The 21,379-nt window shown below is 71.6% G+C and carries 22 protein-coding genes; 6 read left to right on the forward strand and 16 right to left on the reverse strand.

The genetic code is table 11. The annotated features are described in order from the left end of the window. Window positions 1-234: 234 nt before the first annotated feature. On the reverse strand, window positions 235-525 hold the full coding sequence (locus tag SOM11_RS09460) for a DUF4190 domain-containing protein (protein ID WP_320477863.1): 291 nt from the start codon (window positions 523-525) through the stop codon (window positions 235-237). Between the two features lie 159 nt (window positions 526-684). Between SOM11_RS09460 and hutH the strand changes: the two genes are divergently transcribed. After that, window positions 685-2,268, forward strand: a complete 1,584-nt coding sequence (gene hutH / locus SOM11_RS09465) for a histidine ammonia-lyase (RefSeq protein ID WP_320477864.1) — start codon at window positions 685-687, stop codon at window positions 2,266-2,268. A 296-nt stretch (window positions 2,269-2,564) separates the two neighbouring features. Here hutH and SOM11_RS09470 read toward each other — a convergent pair whose 3' ends face one another. Beyond that, window positions 2,565-5,168 (reverse strand): MMPL family transporter, encoded by a 2,604-nt coding sequence (locus SOM11_RS09470; protein WP_320477865.1) that lies wholly within the window; start codon window positions 5,166-5,168, stop codon window positions 2,565-2,567. A 132-nt stretch (window positions 5,169-5,300) separates the two neighbouring features. Continuing rightward, window positions 5,301-5,945 (reverse strand): TetR/AcrR family transcriptional regulator, encoded by a 645-nt coding sequence (locus SOM11_RS09475; RefSeq protein WP_320477866.1) that lies wholly within the window; start codon window positions 5,943-5,945, stop codon window positions 5,301-5,303. Window positions 5,946-6,114: 169 nt separating this feature from the next. On the opposite strand from SOM11_RS09475, the gene SOM11_RS09480 reads away from it, so the two are divergent. Further along, window positions 6,115-7,413 (forward strand): NAD(P)/FAD-dependent oxidoreductase, encoded by a 1,299-nt coding sequence (locus SOM11_RS09480; protein ID WP_320477867.1) that lies wholly within the window; start codon window positions 6,115-6,117, stop codon window positions 7,411-7,413. An 84-nt stretch (window positions 7,414-7,497) separates the two neighbouring features. On the opposite strand, the gene SOM11_RS09485 is transcribed toward SOM11_RS09480, so the two are convergent. From SOM11_RS09485 to SOM11_RS09540, 12 genes are all read right to left on the reverse strand, one after another. Further along, the gene (locus tag SOM11_RS09485; protein ID WP_320477868.1) at window positions 7,498-9,588 is read right to left on the reverse strand and encodes a fructose-specific PTS transporter subunit EIIC; all 2,091 of its coding nucleotides are present in this window, start codon (window positions 9,586-9,588) and stop codon (window positions 7,498-7,500) included. Between the two features lie 33 nt (window positions 9,589-9,621). After that, window positions 9,622-10,590 (reverse strand): 1-phosphofructokinase family hexose kinase, encoded by a 969-nt coding sequence (locus SOM11_RS09490; protein ID WP_243216471.1) that lies wholly within the window; start codon window positions 10,588-10,590, stop codon window positions 9,622-9,624. A gap of 98 nt (window positions 10,591-10,688) precedes the next feature. Beyond that, window positions 10,689-11,477 carry a DeoR/GlpR family DNA-binding transcription regulator gene (locus SOM11_RS09495; RefSeq protein WP_320477869.1) on the reverse strand — a complete coding sequence of 263 codons (789 nt, stop codon included), beginning with the start codon at window positions 11,475-11,477 and terminating at the stop codon, window positions 10,689-10,691. 137 nt (window positions 11,478-11,614) lie between these two features. After that, a complete protein-coding gene (locus SOM11_RS09500) occupies window positions 11,615-12,826 on the reverse strand; it encodes a Fic family protein (protein WP_192060632.1) in 1,212 nt (403 codons plus the stop codon). A gap of 122 nt (window positions 12,827-12,948) precedes the next feature. Further along, the gene (locus SOM11_RS09505) at window positions 12,949-13,653 is read right to left on the reverse strand and encodes an NADPH-dependent F420 reductase (RefSeq protein WP_320477870.1); all 705 of its coding nucleotides are present in this window, start codon (window positions 13,651-13,653) and stop codon (window positions 12,949-12,951) included. A gap of 44 nt (window positions 13,654-13,697) precedes the next feature. Further along, complete coding sequence (locus SOM11_RS09510; protein ID WP_320477871.1) at window positions 13,698-14,108, reverse strand: hypothetical protein; 411 nt, start codon at window positions 14,106-14,108, stop codon at window positions 13,698-13,700. Further along, complete coding sequence (locus SOM11_RS09515) at window positions 14,108-15,100, reverse strand: Asp23/Gls24 family envelope stress response protein (protein WP_320477872.1); 993 nt, start codon at window positions 15,098-15,100, stop codon at window positions 14,108-14,110. Before SOM11_RS09515 ends, SOM11_RS09510 begins: the two co-directional genes overlap by 1 nt. 148 nt (window positions 15,101-15,248) lie before the next feature. After that, window positions 15,249-15,854, reverse strand: coding sequence for a hypothetical protein (locus SOM11_RS09520; RefSeq protein ID WP_192060636.1), 606 nt, complete (start codon window positions 15,852-15,854; stop codon window positions 15,249-15,251). Then, window positions 15,851-16,429 carry a DUF6286 domain-containing protein gene (locus SOM11_RS09525; RefSeq protein ID WP_320477873.1) on the reverse strand — a complete coding sequence of 193 codons (579 nt, stop codon included), beginning with the start codon at window positions 16,427-16,429 and terminating at the stop codon, window positions 15,851-15,853. The genes SOM11_RS09520 and SOM11_RS09525 overlap by 4 nt, the downstream gene beginning before the upstream one ends. Further along, window positions 16,426-16,779: a hypothetical protein gene (locus tag SOM11_RS09530; protein ID WP_192060638.1), complete on the reverse strand. Its 354-nt coding sequence runs from the start codon at window positions 16,777-16,779 to the stop codon at window positions 16,426-16,428. The genes SOM11_RS09525 and SOM11_RS09530 overlap by 4 nt, the downstream gene beginning before the upstream one ends. Further along, window positions 16,776-16,964, reverse strand: coding sequence for a DUF2273 domain-containing protein (locus SOM11_RS09535; protein WP_192060639.1), 189 nt, complete (start codon window positions 16,962-16,964; stop codon window positions 16,776-16,778). The genes SOM11_RS09530 and SOM11_RS09535 overlap by 4 nt, the downstream gene beginning before the upstream one ends. Beyond that, the gene (locus SOM11_RS09540) at window positions 16,961-17,401 is read right to left on the reverse strand and encodes an Asp23/Gls24 family envelope stress response protein (RefSeq protein WP_320477874.1); all 441 of its coding nucleotides are present in this window, start codon (window positions 17,399-17,401) and stop codon (window positions 16,961-16,963) included. Before SOM11_RS09540 ends, SOM11_RS09535 begins: the two co-directional genes overlap by 4 nt. Before the next feature lie 257 nt (window positions 17,402-17,658). Between SOM11_RS09540 and SOM11_RS09545 the strand changes: the two genes are divergently transcribed. From SOM11_RS09545 to SOM11_RS09560, 4 genes are all read left to right on the forward strand, one after another. After that, complete coding sequence (locus tag SOM11_RS09545) at window positions 17,659-18,255, forward strand: RNA polymerase sigma factor (RefSeq protein ID WP_243216454.1); 597 nt, start codon at window positions 17,659-17,661, stop codon at window positions 18,253-18,255. Then, window positions 18,252-18,890, forward strand: a complete 639-nt coding sequence (locus SOM11_RS09550) for an Asp23/Gls24 family envelope stress response protein (RefSeq protein ID WP_192060642.1) — start codon at window positions 18,252-18,254, stop codon at window positions 18,888-18,890. The genes SOM11_RS09545 and SOM11_RS09550 overlap by 4 nt, the downstream gene beginning before the upstream one ends. Beyond that, complete coding sequence (locus tag SOM11_RS09555; RefSeq protein ID WP_192060643.1) at window positions 18,887-19,288, forward strand: hypothetical protein; 402 nt, start codon at window positions 18,887-18,889, stop codon at window positions 19,286-19,288. Before SOM11_RS09550 ends, SOM11_RS09555 begins: the two co-directional genes overlap by 4 nt. Before the next feature lie 209 nt (window positions 19,289-19,497). Beyond that, window positions 19,498-20,451 (forward strand): diacylglycerol/lipid kinase family protein, encoded by a 954-nt coding sequence (locus SOM11_RS09560; RefSeq protein WP_244637104.1) that lies wholly within the window; start codon window positions 19,498-19,500, stop codon window positions 20,449-20,451. Between the two features lie 81 nt (window positions 20,452-20,532). Here SOM11_RS09560 and SOM11_RS09565 read toward each other — a convergent pair whose 3' ends face one another. After that, window positions 20,533-21,318, reverse strand: coding sequence for an SDR family oxidoreductase (locus SOM11_RS09565; protein ID WP_192060644.1), 786 nt, complete (start codon window positions 21,316-21,318; stop codon window positions 20,533-20,535). Window positions 21,319-21,379: the final 61 nt, after the last annotated feature.

Consider the following 21,379-nt stretch of genomic DNA (forward strand, 5'->3'; position numbering starts at 1 on the left):
CCGAGTCCGACCTTGGTGATCTTCTTACGGGAGAAAGCATTCATGATCAGGTCCTTTTCTGTGATTCCCGGTGGGGATGAAAAGGATTCGCCACCCTCCCCCGAAAGGATTGGAACGATCTTCTTTCGTTATCGCCCCGTTACCTGCGCGGGCGACCGGTGATCCGTCGCGCGCCTCCTCGGGGGGGGGGTACGACGAAGGGGCCGGGCACATGGCCCGGCCCCTTCTGCTGGATCAGCCCTGGAACGTCTGGACGGCGATCATCGCTCCGACGACCATCGAGGCGATGTTCGCCGCGATGCCCACGAAGCCGAGGATGATGCCGACGAGCGCCATCGTGCGGGCGTTCTCGCGCTTGCGCGACAGGAAGCCGAGGATGACGGCCGCGATCGCCATGAGGATCCACAGGATCGGGAAGAACGGGCTGAGCACGACGCTCACGATGCCGAAGACGAGCGACAGGACGGCCATCGTCTTCTTCTGCGTGGTGGGCGTGGCGTCGGGTGCCGGGTTGGCGTAGGTCATGGGTTCCCCTTGGTGTGAAAGATGACAGGCCGTCGTGATCGAACGGCCCGGTACGGATCGAAGATACCGGCAACCGGGGCGGCAGGCACGGACTCGACTCGAAAGGCGCCCACGGCGCGCCCACGATGCGCGGCCGGGGTGACGCGGTGTGATGTGGTCATGACCGACTCGACCCGCGCCTCCTCGTCCACCACCGCCCCCGACGAGACGCCGGTCGTCGTCGGGATCGGCCCCGTCTCGGCCGCCGACGTCGTGCGCGTGGCGCGCCACGGCGTCCGCATCGGGATCGCCGAGGAGGCGCGGGTCGCCGTGGCCGCCAGCCGCACCGTCATCGACGCGCTCGCCACCGACGACCGCCCGCACTACGGCATCTCGACCGGCTTCGGCGCCCTCGCCACGACCTACATCGACGCCGATCGTCGCACGCAGCTGCAGAAGAGCCTCGTCCGCTCGCACGCCGCCGGATCGGGGCCCGAGGTCGAGCGCGAGGTCGTGCGCGCACTGATGCTGCTGCGCATCTCGACCCTGCTGACCGGGCGGACGGGCATCTCCCCCACCACCGTCGAGCGCTACGTCGATCTGCTGAACGCCGGCATCACGCCCATCGTCGCCGAGTACGGCTCGCTCGGCTGCTCGGGTGACCTGGCACCTCTCGCCCACTGCGCGCTGGCCCTGATGGGCGAGGGCGAGGTGCGCGACGCGACGGGCACGGCCATGCCCGCCGCCGAGGCCCTGGCGGCCGCCGGCATCGAACCGGTCGTGCTCGCCGAGAAGGAGGGTCTGGCGCTGATCAACGGCACCGACGGCATGCTCGGCATGCTGACCCTCGCCCTCGCCGACCTCGACCTGCTGCTCGCCACGGCCGACGTCTCGGCCGCGCTGTCGATCGAGGCGCTGCTCGGCACCGACGCCGTGTTCGCGGCCGATCTGCACGCGCTCCGCCCGCAGGCCGGGCAGCAGTCGTCGGCCTCGAACCTCCGCCGACTGCTCGCCGGGTCGCCCATCGTCGCGAGTCACGCCCACCCGGGTCACACCGTCGTGCAGGACGCCTACTCGCTGCGCTGCGCCCCGCAGGTGCACGGCGGCGCGCGCGACACCGTCGACCACGCCCGACTGGTCGCCGACCGCGAGCTCGCCTCGGCGGTCGACAACCCCGTGGTCACAGTCGACGGGCGCGTGCAGTCGAACGGGAACTTCCACGGGGCGCCGGTCGCCTACGTGCTCGACTTCCTGGCGATCGTCGTCGCGGACGTCGCGAGCATGTCCGAGCGGCGCACCGACCGCCTCCTCGATCCGCATCGCAACCACGGGCTGCCGGCGTTCCTGGCGCACGACGCCGGGGTCGACAGCGGACTGATGATCGCGCAGTACACGTCGGCGGGCATCGTCTCGACGCTGAAGCGGCTGGCCGTGCCGGCGTCGGTGGACTCGATCCCGTCGTCGGCCATGCAGGAGGACCACGTGTCGATGGGCTGGTCGGCCGCCCGCAAGCTGCGGACCGCCGTCGACGGACTCGCCCGCGTCGTGGGCATCGAGGCGCTGGCCGCTGCTCGCGCCCTCGAGCTGCGCGCCCCGCTCGAGATGGGGGCTCCGGCGCGCGCGGTCGTCGAGGCCCTGCGGCCCGGGGTCGGCGGACCGGGGCCGGATCGCTGGCTCGCGCCGGAGATCGACGCCGCGCACGCCGCCGTCGCGTCGGGCCGGGTGCGGGCTGCGGCCGAGTCGGCCGTGGGGGCGCTGGACTGACGCGTCGCCTGGCCGCCGCGGGGGTTCGGCGGGTCCGTGTCGGCGGCGGCGGGTGCGCTGGGCTGACGCGGCGGGGGCGCGGCGGGTCCGTGTCGGCGGTGGCGGGTCAGCGCTGACCCGCCGCGGATGACGGGAACCCGCCGAACCCCCTCGGGACATGCAGGAGGCGCGGTGCGGGAACCCGCCGAACCCGATTGTGCACGCAGGAGGCGCGGTGCGGGAACCCGCCGAACCCGCGCGGGGATACGCAGGAGGCGCGGTGCGGGATATCCCCGCACCGCGCCTCCTCGGTTCCGCTACGCCCGGTGCGCGGGCGGGCCGTCCGACCCCTGCACGTGCGGAGCACCGTCGGGTGCGGCACCCTCGATCACGTGCGACGCGTGCTCGCCGTCGGCGTTCGCGGCGGCGTCGGTCGAGCTGCCGGGGTGCGACCGCTCGAGCGAGGCGCCCTCGACGTCGACGTCGGGCAGGATCCGGTCGAGCCACTTCGGGATCCACCACGCGGCGTCGCCCAGCAGGTGCATCACCGCGGGGATCAGCAGCAGGCGGACGACGAAGGCGTCGACCAGCACGCCGAGCGCGAGCCCCAGACCGATCGACTGGATCATCACCGAGTTCGAGAACACGAAGCCGGCGAACACCGCGGTCATGATCAGCGCGGCCGCGGTGACGACGGTGCGCCCCGCGTGGACCCCGCGCTGCACGGCGAGACGCGCCCCCGCACCGTGGGCGTACGACTCGCGCATGCCGCTGACGAGGAACAGCTGGTAGTCCATCGCGAGCCCGAACAGCACGCCGACCATCAGGATCGGCAGGAAGCTCAGGATGGGCCCCGGGTCGTGCACGCCGAAGACGGGCGCCAGCCAGCCCCACTGGAACACCGCGGTCACCCCGCCGAACGCCGCGAACAGCGACAGCACGAACCCGATGGTCGCCGTGATCGGCACGAGGATCGACCGGAACACGAAGATCAGGATGATCAGCGAGAGCCCCACGACGACGAGCAGGTAGAGCGGCAGCGCGGCCGACAGCTTCTCGCTGACGTCGATGTTGCCGGAGGCGTTGCCGGCGACTCCGAACTCGGACACCCCGTCGAGCTCGAGACCGCGCAGATCGCGGACGAGCTGCTCGGTCGACTCGTCGGTGGGACCACCGTCGGGCACGACCTGGAAGGCCAGCAGCGTGTCGTCGTCGGAGGCGCCGATCGGCGCGACGGCGACCACGTCGGACTGGTCTTTCAGCAGTGACCCGACGCGGACCTGCTCGGCGACGAGATCGTCGTCGGACACGGCCTCGTCGAGATCGGCGACGACGAGCAGCGGACCGTTGACCCCGGCGCCGAACTTGTCGGCGACGAGCGTGTACGCCTTGTACGCGCTCGAGTCGACGGGCTCGGACGAGCCGGCCGGCAGACCGAGACGCATCGAGAGCGCGGGGATCGCCACGATCAGCAGCACGATGACGCCGCCGATCAGGGTGAGAACGGCACGGCTGGTCTTCATGGGCTTGCTCGGCACACGCACCGGGCCGGTGTGACCGACTCGGGCGCGGACCTTCTTCGGCAGGATGCGCATCCCGACGATCGAGAGGAGCGCCGGCGTGAGCGTGATCGCGATGAGGATGGCGGCCAGCACGCAGACCGCGCCGACCGTCCCCATCAGGCCGAGGAACGGGATGCCCGTGAGGTTCAGCGCGAGCAGGGCGATGAGCACCGTCGAGCCGGCGAAGACGACCGCGTTGCCCGACGTGCCGTTGGCCAGCCCGATCGACTCGGGCAGCGGGGTGCCGTCGCGGAGCTGCGTGCGGTGCCGGTTCAGGATGAAGAGCGAGTAGTCGATGCCGACCGCGAGACCCAGCATCACCCCCAGCACGGGCGTGACCGACAGCATCTCGACGGTGCCCGAGAGGGCGAGCGAGGCGAGCACGCCGACACCCACGCCGATCAGCGCGTTGATGAGCGGCAGACCGGCGCCGATGAGGGTGCCGAGCATGACGAGCAGCACGATGGCGGCGATGACGACACCCGCCACCTCGCCCGGTCCGAGGATCTCGGGGATGGAGGCGGCGATGTCGTTCGACACCTCGGCGCGGACGCCGTCGATGTCGGCCTCGTTCATCTCGGCGACCACGGCCTCCTTCGACTCGGCCGGGACGAGGTTCAGCGCCTCGTCGAACTGGATGGTCGCGACGGCGGTCGTCTCGTCGGTCGAGACCTGACGGATGTCCTCGGCGAGGGCCAGCAGGGCCGCGCCGTCCTCCAGGGTCGAGCTCTGCGTCTCGAGCTCGGTGCGGCTGGAGTCGAGGGTCGCCTGCTGCTCGTCGATCTGCTGCTGGCCGGCGTCGATCTGAGCCTGCTGCGCGTCGAGCTGCGGCTGCGCGGCGGCGAGCTGACCCGCGGCCTCGGCCTGGGCGCGCGCGGCGTCGAGCTGCTGCTGACCGGCGGTGAGCTGGTCTTGCGCCGCGTCGATCTGCGACTGGCCCGCCTCGAGCTGCGCGGTGCCGTCGGTGATCTGCTGACGACCGTCGGCGACCTGCTGCTGCTGATCGTCGAGCTGCCGCTGCGTGTCGAAGGGGTTCGTGCTGCCCTTGACGTCGTCGAGCTCTTCGGTGGACGTCAGAAGATCGCCGACGGCGGTCTTCTGGGCGTCGGTGAAGGGGGCGTCGTCGGTCGTGGTGAACACCACGGTGCCGGTGCCGCCGCTGGCCTGCGGGAACTTGTCGGCCAGCTCGTCGCTGACCTCCTGGGTGGCGGTGCCGGGGATGCTGACGGCGCTCGTGAGCGTGCCGCCGAACAACGCGAACGCGCCGCCGGCGAGGCCGAGCACGACGAGCCAGGCGACGACGACCGTCCAGGCCCGGCGGGCGGCGAACCGTCCGAGTCGATAGAGCAGAGATGCCATGGTGCTGGGTTCCTCCAGAAGGTGAAGCGGGGTGTGCTGCGGTGGGGGTGGTGGAGCCTCGCGTCGCGTCGTCGGGAAGGAGGTGCGGGTCGGCCGTCGCGGGCGGCGGCCGGGGGGGGCGGTCGGGGGCGGTCAGTCGGCGGGTGCGTACCCGCGTCGGACGGTCGAGACGAGTCGGTCGAGGAGGGCGTCCCACTCGGCGCGCGAGGCGGGGTCGAGGGAGGCGCCGGTCGCGGTGATCCAGCGGTGCGAGACGACGGCGATGCCGTTCATCATCGAGCTGACAAGGATCTCCGCCTCGAGTCCGTCGACGTCGCTGCCACGGACGGCGAGCTCGGCGGAGAGCTCTTCGGTCGTGCGGGTGAAGACGTCCTGGATGAGGTGGTGCGATCGCGGATCGGTGCCGTCGTCGCCGAGCACCGTCCAGAGGTAGGCGATCACGGCGGGCAGGTCGATGCCGCGCATGGCGGCGGTGATCTCGGAGAACATCGACGCCGGCGAGCCGTCTCCGACGGGCGTCGCCGCGGTCGCGGCCCGGAACTCGTCGACGGCGCCGGTGAGCACGCGAGTGCAGGCCGTCATGACGACCTCGTCGAGCGAGGCGAAGTGGTTGAAGACGGTGCGGCGCGAGACGTCGGCCCGCTCGGCGAGCTCGTCGACGCTGAACCTCGGGGCGCCCCGTTCGGCGATCAGGGCGTCGGCGGCGTCGACGATCGCGAGGCGGTGCCTGGCCTTGAGGGCGGCACGGCGATCGGGCGCGAGGGTCTTGACGGTCACGTGCCTACACTAAGTGCACCGACGCACTCGGTGCACGGTGCGGGGCTGGGGATCGACTGGGACTTCGGAGGCGCGCCGAGGCGAGTAAGCTCGCGGCTGGCCGCACGAGGGCCGCGAATTCAAGGGTCGATGGGGATCCGCACACCATCGACACCCGCAGGAGCTCAGCATGAGCGAAGATCACCGTAAGCACGTCGTCATCGTCGGCGGAGGGTTCGCCGGCATCGCCGCCGTCAGGGCGCTGCGCAATGTCGACGTCCGCGTGACCCTCGTCGATCGCCACGTCTACAACATGTTCCAGCCGCTCATGTACCAGGTCGCGACCGGCGGCCTCAACGCCGGCGACGTCACCTACTTCCTGCGGAGCCTCCGCTCCCGGCAGTCGAACGCCGACTTCCGTCACGGCCTGCTCACCACCATCCGCCCGGACGAGCGCATCATCACCCTGCGCGACGGCGAGGAGATCGCCTACGACGCCCTCGTGCTCGCGAACGGCGTGAACACCAGCTACTTCGGCACCAAGGGCGCGTACGAGTACGCCTACTCGATGTACTCGCGCTCGCAGGCGCTGCGGATCCGCGACGAGCTCTTCACCCAGCTCGAGAACGCGGCCGCGTCGCAGGGCAGCGGGGAGGTGCGGGTCGTCATCGTCGGCGGCGGTGCGACCGGCGTCGAGATGGCCGGCTCGCTGGCCGAGCTGCGCGACCAGGCCCTGAAAGACGCCTACCCCGAGATCGACGCGTCGAGCATCACGATCACCCTCGTGCACCGCAGCGGCGAGCTGCTGAAGCCCTTCGCCCCGCGCCTCCGCCGCTACGCCGCCAAGGTGCTGCGCAAGCGCGGCGTCGATCTGCGCCTCGACACGGGTGTCGAAGAGGTGCGCCCCGACGGGGTCGTCGCCGCCGACGGCGAGTTCATCCCGGCCGAGCTCGTCATCTGGGCGACCGGCGTCGCCGCGCACGCCGAGGTCGCCGGCTGGGGTGTGCCGCAGACCCACGGCGGGCGCATCCAGGTGAACGACGACCTCACGGTCAAGGGCCTGAACTGCATCTTCGCCGCAGGCGACATCGCCGCCACCGACGACGCCCTCGCGCAGCTGGCCCAGCCGGCCATCCAGGGCGGCGAGCACATCGGCGAGCAGATCCAGCGGATGTTCGCGGGCAAGCCGCTGACCAGGTTCAAGTACCACGACAAGGGCACCATGGCCACGGTCGGCACCAACGCCGCCGTCGTCCAGCTGCCGAACGGCTTCACCCTGACCGGCCCGATCGCCTGGCTGCTCTGGGTCTTCGTGCACATCACGAGCCTGCTCGGCAACGGCAACCGCCTGTCGACCCTCACCCACTTCACCGTCCGGTACCTCTGGGCGATGCGCAAGCGGGCCATCCCGATCGTCGGCGACGTGCGCCCGGTGCGCCCGAACGGCGACCGTGCGCCCGAGAAGTGGCAGACGGAGAAGACCGAGTAGCGCCTCCTCGGCCACCCCGCCACGAATTCAACAGCCCGCCACCGGATTCGGTGGCGGGCTGTCGAGTGTGTGGCGGCGTGCGGCCTAGGCGACGACGGGGCTGCGCTGACCGACGACCGAGCCGGCCTCGGCCGCCTCGACCGACGCGTCGGCACCGGCCGGCGTCGAGCGACGGACGAACTTCTTCAGCAGCACGAGCACGACCGCGCTCACCACGGTGCCGGCGAGGATCGCGACGACCCACATGCCGAGACCCGTGATCGCGAAGAACACGAAGAAGCCTCCGTGCGGGGCCTGCGACGTGACTCCGGCGGCCATCGAGATGGCTCCCGTCACCGCGCCTCCCACCATGCTGGCGGGGATCACGCGCAGCGGGTCGGCTGCAGCGAACGGGATGGCGCCTTCGGAGATGAACGACGCGCCCAGCAGCCAGGCCGCGGTGCCGTTCGAGCGCTCGACCTGGGTGAAGCCCTTGCGGTACAGCACCGTCGACGCGAGCGCCATCGCGAGCGGGGGCACCATGCCGGCGCCCATGACGGCGGCCATGATCATCAGCGGTGCGGGGTTGTCGGTCAGCGAGCCGGCCGAGAGACCGGCGACCGCGAACGAGTACGCGACCTTGTTGACGGGTCCGCCGAGGTCGACGCACATCATCAGACCGAGGATGACGCCGAGGATGATCGCCCCGCCGCCGTTGAGGCCGTTCAGGGAGTCGGTCAACGCGACGGTCAGCGCGGCGATGGGGCCGCCCAGCACGAGGACGAGCAGACCGGACGCGAAGATCGAGCCCACCAGCGGGATGATCACGACGGGCATCAGACCGCGCAGCCACCGCGGCACGCTCAGACGGCCGATCCAGTAGGCGGCGAAGCCGGCGAGCAGACCGCCGACGAGACCGCCGATGAAGCCGGCGCCCATGAAGACGGCGACGGCACCGGCGACGAAGCCGGGCGCGATGCCGGGTCGATCGGCGATGGCGTAGGCGATGTAACCGGCCAGGGCGGCGACCAGGAAGCCCATCGACAGATTGCCGATCTGGAACGCGGCGGCACCGAGGAAGTACTGCAGACCCTCGGGCGGCAGGTTGGTCAGCGAGTAGTCGGTCAGCACGGTCGCGGCGTTGCCCGCGATCTCGTAGCCCGACAGCAGGAACCCGAGCGCGAGCAGCAGACCGCCGCCGGCGACGAACGGGATCATGTACGACACGCCGGTCAGCAGCCAGCGCTTGAGCGACGAGCCGAAGCCCTGCTTCTCGGCGGTCGAGCCCGCGGCGGCACCGGCGGCACCGGCCGTGCCGCCCACGCGGGCGGCGTTCGGGTCCGTGGCGGCGGCCAGGGCCTCTTTCACCATGGCGTCGGGAGCGTCGACGCCGCGCTTGACCGGTCCGCGGACGACGGGCTTGCCGGCGAAGCGGCCCTGGTCGCGCACGTCGACGTCGACGGCGAAGATCACCGCGTCGGCCTCGGCGATGACGGCCGGGTCGAGCGGAGTGACCTTGCCCGAGCCCTGCGGCTCGATCTGCAGGTCGGCGCCGAGGCGCTTGGCCGCGGCGACGAGGGCGTCGGCGGCCATGAAGGTGTGCGCGATGCCGGTCGGGCAGGCGGTGACGCCGACCAGCTTCGGGCGGCGGGCGCCGTCGGTCGAGCCGGCGGCACCGGCGGCCGAGGAGGCGCTGGTCGCGTCGGTCGCGGACGCCGCGGTCGCGCCGCGCGTCTCGGCGACCTCGCCGCTGACCTCGTCGTCGACGAGCTTCACGATGTCGGCGGGGGTCTTCGCCGCGCGGAGGGCCGCGGTGAAGTCGTCGCGGATGAGCGCACGGGCGAGCGTCGAGAGCACCGTCATGTGGTCGCTGTCGGCGCCCTCGGGCACCGCGATCATGAAGACGATGTCGGCGTCGCCGTCGGGTGCGCCGAAGGGCACGGTGCGGGCGAGGCGCGAGAACGCCAGCGTGGGCTCGGTGACCGAGGCCGACCGGGCGTGCGGGATGGCGATGCCGCCGGGCACGCCGGTGCCGACGGAGGCCTCGCGCTTGATGGCGTCGTCGGCGAGCGAGTCGGCCGAGCCGGCGCGTCCGGTCGCCGCGACACGGGCGGCCAGGGCGCGGATCACGTCGGTCGACGTGCCGCCCAGGTCTTCGTCGAGACCGACGAGGTCGGTGCTGATGAGGGATGACATGGTGTTCTGCTCCTTGGGTGTGGGCGACGCTGCTCAGAGGTGCCCGACGGCCGCGGGGGCCACCGGGACGACGTCGATGTCGTCAGGGAAGGTCTGGTCGAGGGAGGGGACGATGCTGCCGGGCAGGGCCGCCGCGGCGGCTCCCGACGCGACGGCCTGGGCGAGGCGCGCGGGGGCGGGAGCGCCCGTCGTCTCGGCGAGCAGGTAGCCGGACAGCGACGAGTCGCCGGCGCCCACCGTGCTCAGGGCGGTGATGACGGGGGCCGCGGCGAACCACGAGCCCTCGCCGTCGATCAGCAGGGCGCCGGCGCTGCCGAGGGTCAGCAGGACGGTCTCGACGCCGAGCCCGCGGAGGCGACGCGCGCCCTCGACGGCGGACGCGGGGTCGGCCTCGTACTCGGCGGGGTCGCCGCCGACGATCTCGGCGAGCTCCTCCGCGTTCGGCTTGACCAGATCGACGCCGACGCCCGAGGCGATGAGAGCGGCGAAGGGCTCGCCCGACGAGTCGACCGCGATGCGGGGTGCGTCGTCACCGCAGGAGGCGCGCACGGCCCGGACGACGTCGGCCAGCCAGGTGGTCGGCAGGCCGGGCGGCAGCGAGCCGGCCAGCACCAGCCACGAGGCGAGCGGCGCGTGCTCGACGATCAGCGCTGTCAGCGCGTCGGCGTGGGCGCTGAGATCGGGGCCGAGCTCGTTGATCTTGGTGGTCGTGCCGCCGGGCTCGGTGACGGTGACGTTCGAGCGCAGGCGCACGTCGATCGGGAGGTTGACCGTCGGCACGCCCCGCTCGCGGAGGGCGACGAGCACCGGGTCGTCGAGCGCGCCGGGCAGCACGGCGACCGTCTCGGCACCCGAGGCGACCAGTGCGCGCGAGACGTTGACGCCCTTGCCGCCCGGCTCGTCGGTTGTGCTCACGGACCGCTGGACGGCACCGCGCTGCAGGTGACCCGAGAGCTCGATGGTGCGGTCGAGCGAGGGGTTCGCGGTGACGGTGAGGATCATGCGGGCTGCTCTCTGCGGATCGGCTCGGTGCGGATCGGCGTGCTGGGGGTCGAGATGCTGCGGGGTCGGGCTCTCGGAGACCGGCTGCGGGGTGGCGGTCATGCGACGATCACCTCGACGTCGGCCTCGGCGAGCGCGTCGGCCAGATCGGAGGCGGGGGCGGCGTCGGTGACCACCGTGTCGATCTCGGGGAGGCGCGCGAACCGGACCAGCGCCTCCTCGCCGTGCTTGGTGCGGTCGACCACGGCGACGATCCGACGCCCGGCACGGACGTAGGCGGCCTTGACCGCGCCCTCGAACTCGTCGGGGGTCGACAGGCCGAACCCGGCGCTGACGCCGTTGGCCCCGACGAAGACGATGTCGGGGCGGAGGGCCTGGATCTGCTCGACGGTGGTCGTTCCGACGGCAGCGCTGGTGAGCCCGCGCACGCGACCGCCGAGCAGGTGCAGCTCGATGTGCGGGCTGTGCTGCAGCAGCGCGGCGATCGGAACGGCGTTCGTGATGACCGTGAGCACGGTGCCGGTCTCGGCCGGGACCCACGTGGCGAGCTGCGCCGCGACGGCCGCGGTGGTCGTGCCGGCGTCGATCGCGATGGAGCCGGTGAAGGTGGCGGGCACGAGCCGCGCGGCGGCGGAGGCGACGGCGGTCTTCTCGGGCGAGTGCTGCCCCTCGCGCTCGCTGAGACTCAGCTCGCGGATGCTGGAGCGCCCCGCGGCGACGGCTCCGCCGTGCACGCGCTGGAGGAGACCGGACTGCTCGAGCTGATCGAGGTCGCGGCGGACGGTCTCGGGGGTGACGTCGAAGCGGACGGCCAGATCGGCGACGGAGACGCGGCCCACGGTGCGCAGGTCGTCGGCGATGGACTCGTAGCGCTCTGTCGCGTACATCCCGGTGACCTCTTCGTCGTCTGCGTGCTCTCACGACGGGTTCTCTCGTCGTGCTGACGAGACTCTACGTCGATGAACCCACAGAAAACAAGATCAACGAAGAGAAACGCAGAATCCGCGAGTCGGGCGCTCAGGGGTCACGGGTGTCTGCGCTTGGCCCGCTGCGCGAACGCGTCGAGGGCGACGAGCACGTCCGGCGCCTCGAACACCCGGTCTCGCCGCGCCTCGCCGATCGGCCGGATGATCCCGTCGGCGGCGAGCCGGTCGATGCCGGCCCGCGCGTTGTTGGTCGCGACACCGAGCTCACGGGCCACGAGCGACACGTCGACCACGGGCTGGCGCTGCAGCAGATCGAGCATCCGGTGCCCTGCCGAGCCCTGGCGAGCGCTCGTCAGATCACCCCACTCGAGGCGGAGTTCGGTCAGATCCGTGACGAGCGCCCTGCCGTTGACGACCGCTGCGAGCGTCGCGTCGACGAAGGCCCGGACGACGGGCTCGACCTCGCCCTCGCGATAGGCCCCGAGCGCCGCAAAGTACCCGGACGTGTCACTGAGCAACCCGGCCGAGACGGGCACGGTGACCTGCCTCGTGATGCGCAGTCGGCGGAGCATGGAGTGCACGATGGCCCGACCCGTCCGCCCATTGCCGTCGGGGAACGGATGGATGGTCTCGAACTGCGCGTGCGTCAGGGCGACATGGGCGAGGGCCGGGATGTCGACCCGTCGTGCGAAGCGGATCAGGTCGTCCATGGCGGCGGGCACCCGGTCGGCGTGCGGCGGGACGAAGTCGGCGGTGTGCGGGCTGCGACCGGAGCCCCCGATCCAGACCTGCTGATCACGCCACGAGCCCGTGAGGTGCGGCTGGTCGTCGGCCAGCAGCGCCGCGTGCATGCCGATCACCGCAGCCTCGTCGAGGTCGTCCGCCAGGGTGAGCGCCGCCTCCATCGCGTGCACGTTCGCCACGACCAGCCGTGCGTTCGGGCCGGCCTTCTTACCGAGGGCCGCCAGGGCGATGCCTCGGGGCAGAGCCGTGAGATTCTCGATCTCGGAGCTCGAGGCGCTCTCGCTCCGCAGCAGGATGGCGGCGAAGGGAGCGGTGAAGGCCCCGACCTCGGTGTCGAAGCGGGACAGCTCGGCGACGGCGTCCTCCGCATCGACGACGAGATCGGCGGACAGCCCGGGAGGCGCGGTGGCGGCGATCTCGGGCGTCACCGCTGCGAGATACGGACCCCGCGCCCGGAGTCTGGCACGGCGCGAGGCCGGTGCATGCTCGTCGTCGTCCCACGCGTACGACTCGAACCGGACGCCTGGCCATGCCGCCGATGCGGCAGAGGACGCGACTGACTCCATGCGACGATCTTAGCCATGGTTATGGACTTAACCATGGTTAAGAGAATCTCTCAGCCATGGTTGCCTCGATGACCATGGTCAGTGAGGTGCGGTGTCGACGCCTGTGGAGAAGGAGGCGCGGGTCAGGCGGGCTCGACCGCCGCGTCACGCGAACGCGCACGACCGACGGCGAGACCGCGCTGCGACGACCAGAACGAGCGGGCGGTCTCGACCAGTTCGGCGGCGCCGACGTTCGCGCCGAAGGCGAGCGAGCCGGGCTCGAGCGAGATGCCGTCGGCGAGGCTCGGCAGCGCGACCGGGTCGAAGCCGATCGCATCGACGATCTCGGCGACGCGGGCCAGGGCCGCCTCGTCGTCGGCGGCCAGCGCGATCGCCTTGCGCTCGGGGTCGCCTGCGGGCAGCGCGCCCTCATCGAGGTCGTGATAGCCCATGTGATTGAAGCCCTTGACGATGATCGAGTCGGGCAGGTGCCGCTGCACGAGCTCGCTGGTCGACTGGCGCACGTCGGCCAGGTCGTCGCGGATGCCGTCGGTCTCCCACCAGTAGTTCATCGCGTCGACGACGATCTTGCCGGCGAGGGCGTCGACCGGCACGGAGTCGAGCTTGCCGAGCGGGAGCGCGAGCACGACGATGTCGGCCTCGCGCGCCGCCTCCTCCGACCAGACGGCCCGGGCACCCGGGGCGATCACGTCGACGATCAGACGGATGCGCGCGGGGTCGCCCGACCCGGAGAGGAGCACCGGGTGCCCCGCGGCGTGCAGGAGGCGGGCGAGCACCGTGCCGACCTTGCCGGCGCCGAGTATTCCGATGGTGGCAGGAGACGTCATGCGTCGTGCAACCGCGGAGCCGCTGTGGTCATTCCTGGTGCGGATCAGGCCCCGGGGAAGTACTGCCGGATGAGGTCCTGGATGAACGGGACGACGTCCTGCACCTGGTCGACGCCGGCGATCGCCACGGCGACCAGCGGCCACAGCGACACCAGCAGCGTCGAGATGACGGCCGCGACACCGAGGATCCAGGCGAGCGCGCCGTTGCGGACCTTGATGATCAGTGCCAGCAGCACGAGGGCGAGGATGTAGCCGATCGCGATCGCCGCGACGATCTGGCCGACGGGCACGTCGAGGGCGCCGGCCGTGCCGCCGTCCGCCGCGCCGATCAGCGTCAGCACGGGCACGAGCACCCCGACGACGATCAGGAAGCAGACGATCGCCGAGGTGATCAGCGCCGCCCAGACCGCCCGCGGGCGGGGGCGTCGGGTCGAGCCCGACCGGGCGCCGCGCATCAGCGGGCCTGGCCGTTCTCGTCGCGGGCCGCCTCCGCGGCGGCCGCGTCGGCGGCGACGTCCGCAGCAGCCTGCGCGGCGTCGGCGGCAGCCTGCGCCGCGTCCGCTGCGGCCTGCGCGGCGGAGGGGGCGGCCGTCGGGGTCCCGCTCGCGTCGGACGAGGTCTCGCTCGCGTCGTCCGAGGTCTCGTTCGCGTCGCCAGAACGCTCTGCGTCGTCGGCCGCTTCGCGGGCGCGGCGGGCGTCGCTCTCGGCCGCGTCGGCAGCCGCATCAGCGTCGTCGGCGGCGTCACGGCGGTCGGCGTCGCGGCGGCCCTTCTCGTCGTCCACGGCGTCGGCGATGCCGTCGAGGGCGTCGGCCGTCTTGCTCTTGGCCGTGTCGACGACGTCGGCGGCGACCGTCTTCGTGGTCTCGAGCGCGTCGGACGCGCCCTTCTTACCGTTCTCGAGCGCGTCGGACGCACCCGCCTTGGCCTTGTCGGCGGTCTCGGAGGCCTTCGCACCGGCGGTGTCGAGCGCCTCCTTCGCCTGGGCCTTCTTCTCGGCGATCGCCCGCTCGCGCTGCTCCTTCTTCTCGGCGTCGGCCGCGGCCTTGGCGGCGTCGGCCTCGTCGAACGGGCCGTGCACATCGGTCACGGTCACGTCGATCGTCACCGGCTCGCCGTCGAGCTGGCCGACCGCGTGACGGACCTGGGTGCGGATGGTGTCCGCCAGCTCGGTCACGTTGGTCGGGTACTCGGCGACGACGGACACGTCGACGGCCAGACCCGTGTCGGTCGTGGTGACCTTCACCCCGGTCGAGTCCGCCGAGCCGACGGCGTTGCGGACGGCGCCGACGACGCGGGCCGCTCCGGTGCCGAGACGGTGCACGCCCGTCACGCCGAGCACGGTGACCGCGATGGTGCGCTCGAGTCGCTGCTCGGGCGTCTCGGGAGCGGACTGACCTGCCGAGTCGAGGTCGATGGGGGTGACGTGGTGGGTGGACTCGGACATGAGGCCGTCCTTTCTTCGTGATGCGGGAGGCGGTCTGCGCGATGCAGGCGGCGGGGTCGTGCGGGTCTGGGGACGGCGATGGCCCTCGTCCTCGTCGGAGGTCGAGGGCCATCACCGGGGTGGTGCGGATGCTGCTGCGGAGCGCTTCTCAGTCGAGGCGCGTGGCCGAGGCCATCTGCGTGCGGAGACCGCCGTTGATCTGGATGACCACGGGCGTCTCGGTGCCGAGCAGCTCGTCCCAGCGGGCGACCGCCTGGTCGATGCTGCGACGGATCTCCACGGGCGAGGCGCCCTTGCGAGCGTCCGCCGTGACGCGGAGGACGTTCTCGCCCTTGACGCGGAAGGCGGTGACGTCGATCGAGACGATCCCCGCGGTGTCGGCCAGCGCCTCCTCGAGGACCTGCTCGGCGACCTTCGCGTCGATGACGAGGCGTCCACCGGTCGGCTCGTCACGGCCCGACCCCTCGTGGACGGTCAGCAGCTCGCCGGTCTGACCGTGCCCCTGACGGAGCGCGAACCAGACGAGCAGGAGGATCAGCACCAGGGAGGCGGCGGCGACGACCCAGAGGATCCAGACCTGGTCACCCGACAGGGCGTCGGAGACCGGACCTGACGCGTCGGAGGCGGCGCCGGAGACGGTGTCGCGGACGTCGGGCCAGAGGGCCCCGACCGCCACGGCCGCACCGCCGGCGAGCAGCACGAGGCCGATCACGAAGACGAGGAGACGGTTGAGGGCGCGATTGGTGTTGTTCATGCTCCGACCGTTCCTTTCTTGGACAGGCGCACGGTGTGCGTGAGCGCGGGGCTGAAGTCGTACGCGTCGAGCTCGTCGCGGACGGCCTCGTCGATGCTGCGCACGTCGGTGTTGCGACCGGAGGTGCGGGTCACCTCGATCAGGGCCTTCCGCTTGCCGACGCTGACGCTGACCTGCGAGGGGTCGACGTCGCCGGCGTAGCTCGCGGTGCGGGCCAGAGAGCGGGCGATGACCCGGTCGTCGACGATCGCCGCGGTGCGACCGACCTGACCGCCTCGACGACCGCGGCGCCCGGGGGCGAGTGCGACGACGATGAGGACGATGCCGATCACGGCGACGACGGCGCCGATGGCCGTGAGCACGCCCACGGCGGCCCCGGCGGCGCCGAGCACGGCGCTGGCGGCGTCGGCCGGAGCGACGAGCAGCGGCTGCTGCCCGATCGCGGCGAGCACGGACTCCGTGCCGATCCAGGCGAGGACGACGATCAGGATCACCGCGAGGGTGATCGCGATGACCGCACGCGACGAGTGCGTCTCACGACGCACGACGCGGCGGTAGAGCGGACTGCTGCTCATGAGACCCGCTTCCTTTCACGGAGTTCGGCGCCGGTGATCTGGAGATCGACGCGATCGATGGACGACCCGGTCAACTGCAGGACCCGGTCGCGGATGGTGCCCTGCGCCGAGGTGAGGCGTTCGAGCAGGGTGCCCGACGAGCGGGCGGGGATCCCCAGCGGAGTGATCCGGATGGGGGTCTTGGCGATCACGCTGAGCGCGCCGTCGCGGTCGGCCAGTTCGACCGACACATCGGACGCGGTGACCTCGAGGGCCTCCGCGGTGACGGCCGACACGACCCGGCGGACGGCACGCGACGTGATCTTGTTCCGGCCGTGGAGGGTCTGGTCGGCCGTCACCGCCGCGGTCACGACGACCGCCGCCCGCGGAGGGCGTCCGCGAGACCGCGGACGTCGAGCTTGCCCTCGACGACACGACCGACGCCGAAGCCGATCGCCATGGCGATGGCCACGAAGACGAAGGCCCAGAATCCGAAGGCCACCGCCGTCAGCGCGAGGACCGCGCCGACGAGGATGCCGGTTGTCGTGGCGGTCACTTGACGCGGCTGTCGTCGGTGTCGTCGTCGTTGTCGTCCGAGGGGATGTGGACGTCGGAGACGGTGACGTTGATCTCGGCGACCTCCATGCCGACGACCTGCGAGATGGCCTCGGCGACCGACTTGCGGACGTCGTCGGCGACGCGCTGCAGCTCGACGGGGTACTCGGCGACGATGACGATGTCGGCGGCGACCTGCTTCTCGCCGACCTCGACGGAGACGCCCTGGCTGCGGTCCTGCTGGTTGATGGCGTTGCGGATGGCGCCGATGGCACGGGCCGCTCCGTTGCCGAGGTCGTGGACTCCACGGACCTCGCGGGCGGCGATGCCGGCGACCTTCGAGACGACGCCGTCGGCGATCGTGTTCTTGCCGGTGGCCGACGAGCCCGAGGTCTTCGCGGCGGCGGAGCCGGTCGTGGTGGGGGTGACGTTGCTCATGGGATTGCTCCTTGATGTCGTTGTCGCTGGATGTCGTGGTCGCCGACCCGGGGAGGTCCGCGATGCCCGTGAAGCGGGACACATCATTCAGACGCATCGAGCATCTCGGAGGTCACGGTCGTTCAGGTTCCTATCAGGAACGATCGACGGGCCACTCGTTTTCCGGCCGGACGACGGCCCCGGTAGGGGGGCCTCCACCGTTACCGGCCAGCGCGGACGCACCGCCTGCGACGAGGTGGTATCCACGAAGAGCGCGGGTGATCGACCCGCGCACCGCACGCCATGAGGAGGTCGTCATCACCACCGACGATCCCCTCCTCGACGCCGGCGACGCACTCCTCGCCGCTCGAGCCCGCGACGGCGACGTCCACGCGTACGAGGTCCTGGCCCGTCGGCACGGTCCCCTGATGCGCGTGTACGCCTCGCGCCTCCTCGGCTCCGATCTCGAATCCGACGACGTCGTGCAGGACGCGTTCCTCACCGCATGGCGACGACTCGGAGATCTGGAGAACCCCGCGCAGGTCCGCAACTGGATGATGCGCATCGTCAGCAACAAGAGCATCGATCGCCTGCGCGCCCGGCGCGACCACGACGACATCGATCAGCGCGACCCCGCGGCCCCCCGGTCGCAGTCGCCCGACCGGGTCGTCGAGGCCCGCCTCCAGATGGACGCCATGTGGACGGCGCTCGACAAGCTCCCCCTCGACCAGCGACGCTGTTGGCTGCTGCGCGAGACCGCCGAGTACTCGTACGCCGAGATCGCCGAGGCCCTGGGCATGTCGGTCTCGACCGTCCGCGGGCGGATAGCCCGAGCACGCACCTTCCTGATGACGGAGATGGAGGCATGGCGATGACGACACCCGACGACGCCCTGCCCGGTGCGACGCCTCCCGACGGCGCGCTGCCCGACGAGGCGCTCCCCGACGAGACCGTCGACGGGTACTCGGTCGAGCGTCTGAGCGACTACCTCGACAGCGGCAGGTCCCCCCGCGACGCCGGCATCGAGGGGTCCGCCGCGTGCCGTCTCTATCTGATCTCGCTGGCCCAGGTGCACGAGCTCTCGCGCGCCTCCCTCGAGAGCGAGGCCACCCGCGAGCCCGACCGCGACGGACTGTGGATCAGCAGCCTGCTCGAGTCGATCAGGCGCGAGGTCGTCGGCGGCCGCGAGATCCCGGTCAGGCACCCCGACCCCGGCATCGACCTGCGCATCACCGAGGCGGCCGCCCGCGGTCTCGTGCGGCGGACGGGCGACGCGGACAGCGGCGTCGTGCTCGGCGCCACGACCTTCTCGGGCGACGTCACCCAGCCGGGCGAGCCCATCACGGTCGAGGTCACGGCCGCCGTCCGCTACGGCCGCGACATGCGACTCGTCGCCGACGAGCTGCGCGCCCGCATCGTCGAGACGCTGACCCGACACACCCACCTGACGATCGCCGCCGTCGACATCGTGATCGACGACGTGCTCCTCCCCCGAGCGGACGACCGATGAGCACCGACGACCGACTCTCGCAGAACCTGACCGACCTGCTCCGGCGGATCGACGGCGTGATCGACGTGTTCGACGCGCACCCCGCCGTCGAGTCGACCGTGCGCGCCGTCGCCGCCGAGCTCGACTGGGCCGAGTCGACGGGGCTCGTGCACGTGCACCGCTCCCCCGGGATCGTCGCCGTCACGGCGAAGGTCGCGACCGACCTCGACGGCTCCACGCCGGAGATCCTCGCGCGTGCAGCCGAGGCCCTGAAGGCACGGGTCGAGCAGGGCGCGGACGACGCGGGCGAAGGCGCGAGTGCGGGTGCGGGCGAGGGCGTCGACGGCGACCGCGCCGAGACGCTCGTGACCGTGACGGCGCATCTCGTCGACCGACCGAGCGGCCCCGCCTCCGTCTGACCGGGCCGCGGGACCACGCGGCGGCGTCGCGGGCCGCGGCCTGGCGCCGACGGGCCTGGCGCCGACGGGCCTGGCGCCGGGGGCCGATGGCGACCCCGTGACCCGCCGGGGCTCCGGACGCGACGGGCACCGCGCCTCCTCGGCTCGGCGACCTTCGGCGTGTGTTCTGCGGTTTCATGGAGGACCACCCCGCACTCAGAAGGTCGTCCATGCGCGCAGCCGTCGTCTATAACCCCATCAAGATCGATCTCGATGCCGTCAAGGCGGTCGTCGATCGCGAGCAGAAGGCCGCGGGATGGGACGACACGCTCTGGTTCGACACGTCGAAGGAGGACCCGGGGCGCGGCGCCACGCTGGAGGCGCTGGAGGCGGGGGTCGACCTGGTCATCGCAGCCGGCGGTGACGGGACGGTGCGCATCGTCGCCGAGACGCTCGCCGATCACGACGTCGCCTTCGCCCTGCTGCCGTCGGGCACCGGCAACCTCCTCGCGCGCAACATGAACCTGACGCTCGACGACGTCGACCACTCGATCCACACCGCGTTCACCGGTCAGGACCGCGCCATCGACCTCGGACGCATCGAGATCCGCGCCGGCGACGGCTCCATCTCGAAGCACGCGTTCCTGGTGATGGCGGGGGTCGGCATCGACGCGAAGATGCTCGCCGCCACCGACGAGGACCTCAAGGCGAAGATCGGCTGGCTCGCCTACGTCAAGGCGATCGTCGTCGCCCTGCGCGACGAGAACACCCTCAAGCTGCGGTACCGGTTCGACGACGGGCCCACGAAGCGATCGCACGTGAACACGGTGATCGTCGGCAACTGCGGCACCCTCACCGGCAACATCCTGCTGCTGCCCGACGCGGCTCTCGACGACGGCCAGTTCGACATCATGCTGCTGCGCCCCGAGGGTCTCGGCCACTGGCTGCAGATCATCGGGAAGGTGCTGATCGAGAACGGCCTCGTGCAGCGCACTCCGCTCAAGCGCATCGTCGGCTCGCGCGAGATCGCGGCGATGAACTACGTCAAGGCGAAGCAGCTGACGGCCCGCCTGTCGGAGCCCCAGGAGATCGAGCTCGACGGCGACGGCTTCGGCAAGGCGATCGGGTTCCGCACGACGATGGACGCCGGGGCGCTGCGCGTGCGGGTGCCGCGCGACGCGTAGCGCGACGAGACCCCAGCAATTCGCTCAGACCCCCGTGCGCGCACCGGGGTCTCAGCGAATTGCTGGGGTCTGAGCCGAACGCTAGTACTTGGCGGACTGCCCGCCGTCGATCGGCACGACCGCGGCGTTGACGTACGTCGCGTCGTCCGACAGCAGGAACGCGACGACCGAAGCGATCTCGGCGGCCTCGCCGTAGCGCTTGGTCGGGTTGATCTGGATGAACTGCTCGGCGGCGCCCTTGGGGTCGTCGGCGTCGAGCTGGCGCATGGAGGCCTCGACCATGGGGGTCCAGATCGCTCCCGGCGCGATGGCGTTGACGCGGATGCCGAACTGGCCGTACTCGACGGCCGAGTTGCGGGTCAGCCCGACGACGCCGTGCTTCGCGGCGGCGTAACCCGACTGGTTGCCGACGCCGCGGATGCCGCCGACGCTCGCCGTGTTGACGACCGCGCCGCCGTCGCCCTGGGCGCGCATGACGCCGAGCACCTTCTCGAGCCCGAGGAAGACGCCGCGGAGGTTGATCGACACGACCTTGTCGAACTCGTCGGCCCCGAAGTCCTCGGTGAGGTTCTGCCGACCCTCGATGCCGGCGTTGTTGAAGAACGCGTCGATGCGTCCGAAGCGCTCGAGCGTGGCGGTCACGTAGGCGTCGACGTCGGCTGCGCTCGACACGTCGGCGACGGCGGTCAGCACCTCGGCACCGGGGACGGCGTCGAGCACGGCCTCCTGCGAGGCAGCGAGGCCCTTCTCGGAGATGTCGACGAGCGCGACGCGCGCACCTTCCTGTGCGACACGGACGGCGGCGGCGCGGCCGAGGCCGGACCCCCCGCCGGTGATGAGGACGACCTTGTCGGTGAAACGCTCCATGGGGATGACTCCGGTTCTCTCGGTGACTCGGCGGACCCGACGCTTCGCCGAGCCCTCGGCA

It is taken from the genome of Frigoribacterium sp. CFBP9029 (genome assembly GCF_034045305.1).
Taxonomy (GTDB): domain Bacteria; phylum Actinomycetota; class Actinomycetes; order Actinomycetales; family Microbacteriaceae; genus Frigoribacterium.

Coding starts and splice junctions, on each gene's coding strand:
- SOM11_RS09495 (WP_320477869.1), bottom strand. CDS start 11,477: ATGTACGCGACAGAGCGCTACGAGTCCATCGCCGACGACCTGCGCACC.
- SOM11_RS09520 (WP_192060636.1), bottom strand. CDS start 15,854: ATGAACAACACCAATCGCGCCCTCAACCGTCTCCTCGTCTTCGTGATC.
- SOM11_RS09485 (WP_320477868.1), bottom strand. CDS start 9,588: ATGTCATCCCTCATCAGCACCGACCTCGTCGGTCTCGACGAAGACCTG.
- SOM11_RS09470 (WP_320477865.1), bottom strand. CDS start 5,168: ATGGCATCTCTGCTCTATCGACTCGGACGGTTCGCCGCCCGCCGGGCC.
- SOM11_RS09500 (WP_192060632.1), bottom strand. CDS start 12,826: ATGGAGTCAGTCGCGTCCTCTGCCGCATCGGCGGCATGGCCAGGCGTC.
- SOM11_RS09515 (WP_320477872.1), bottom strand. CDS start 15,100: ATGTCCGAGTCCACCCACCACGTCACCCCCATCGACCTCGACTCGGCA.
- SOM11_RS09490 (WP_243216471.1), bottom strand. CDS start 10,590: ATGATCCTCACCGTCACCGCGAACCCCTCGCTCGACCGCACCATCGAG.
- SOM11_RS09565 (WP_192060644.1), bottom strand. CDS start 21,318: ATGGAGCGTTTCACCGACAAGGTCGTCCTCATCACCGGCGGGGGGTCC.
- SOM11_RS09460 (WP_320477863.1), bottom strand. CDS start 525: ATGACCTACGCCAACCCGGCACCCGACGCCACGCCCACCACGCAGAAG.
- SOM11_RS09505 (WP_320477870.1), bottom strand. CDS start 13,653: ATGACGTCTCCTGCCACCATCGGAATACTCGGCGCCGGCAAGGTCGGC.
- SOM11_RS09510 (WP_320477871.1), bottom strand. CDS start 14,108: ATGCGCGGCGCCCGGTCGGGCTCGACCCGACGCCCCCGCCCGCGGGCG.
- hutH (WP_320477864.1), top strand. CDS start 685: ATGACCGACTCGACCCGCGCCTCCTCGTCCACCACCGCCCCCGACGAG.
- SOM11_RS09560 (WP_244637104.1), top strand. CDS start 19,498: ATGCGCGCAGCCGTCGTCTATAACCCCATCAAGATCGATCTCGATGCC.
- SOM11_RS09555 (WP_192060643.1), top strand. CDS start 18,887: ATGAGCACCGACGACCGACTCTCGCAGAACCTGACCGACCTGCTCCGG.
- SOM11_RS09550 (WP_192060642.1), top strand. CDS start 18,252: ATGACGACACCCGACGACGCCCTGCCCGGTGCGACGCCTCCCGACGGC.
- SOM11_RS09525 (WP_320477873.1), bottom strand. CDS start 16,429: ATGAGCAGCAGTCCGCTCTACCGCCGCGTCGTGCGTCGTGAGACGCAC.
- SOM11_RS09540 (WP_320477874.1), bottom strand. CDS start 17,401: ATGAGCAACGTCACCCCCACCACGACCGGCTCCGCCGCCGCGAAGACC.
- SOM11_RS09480 (WP_320477867.1), top strand. CDS start 6,115: ATGAGCGAAGATCACCGTAAGCACGTCGTCATCGTCGGCGGAGGGTTC.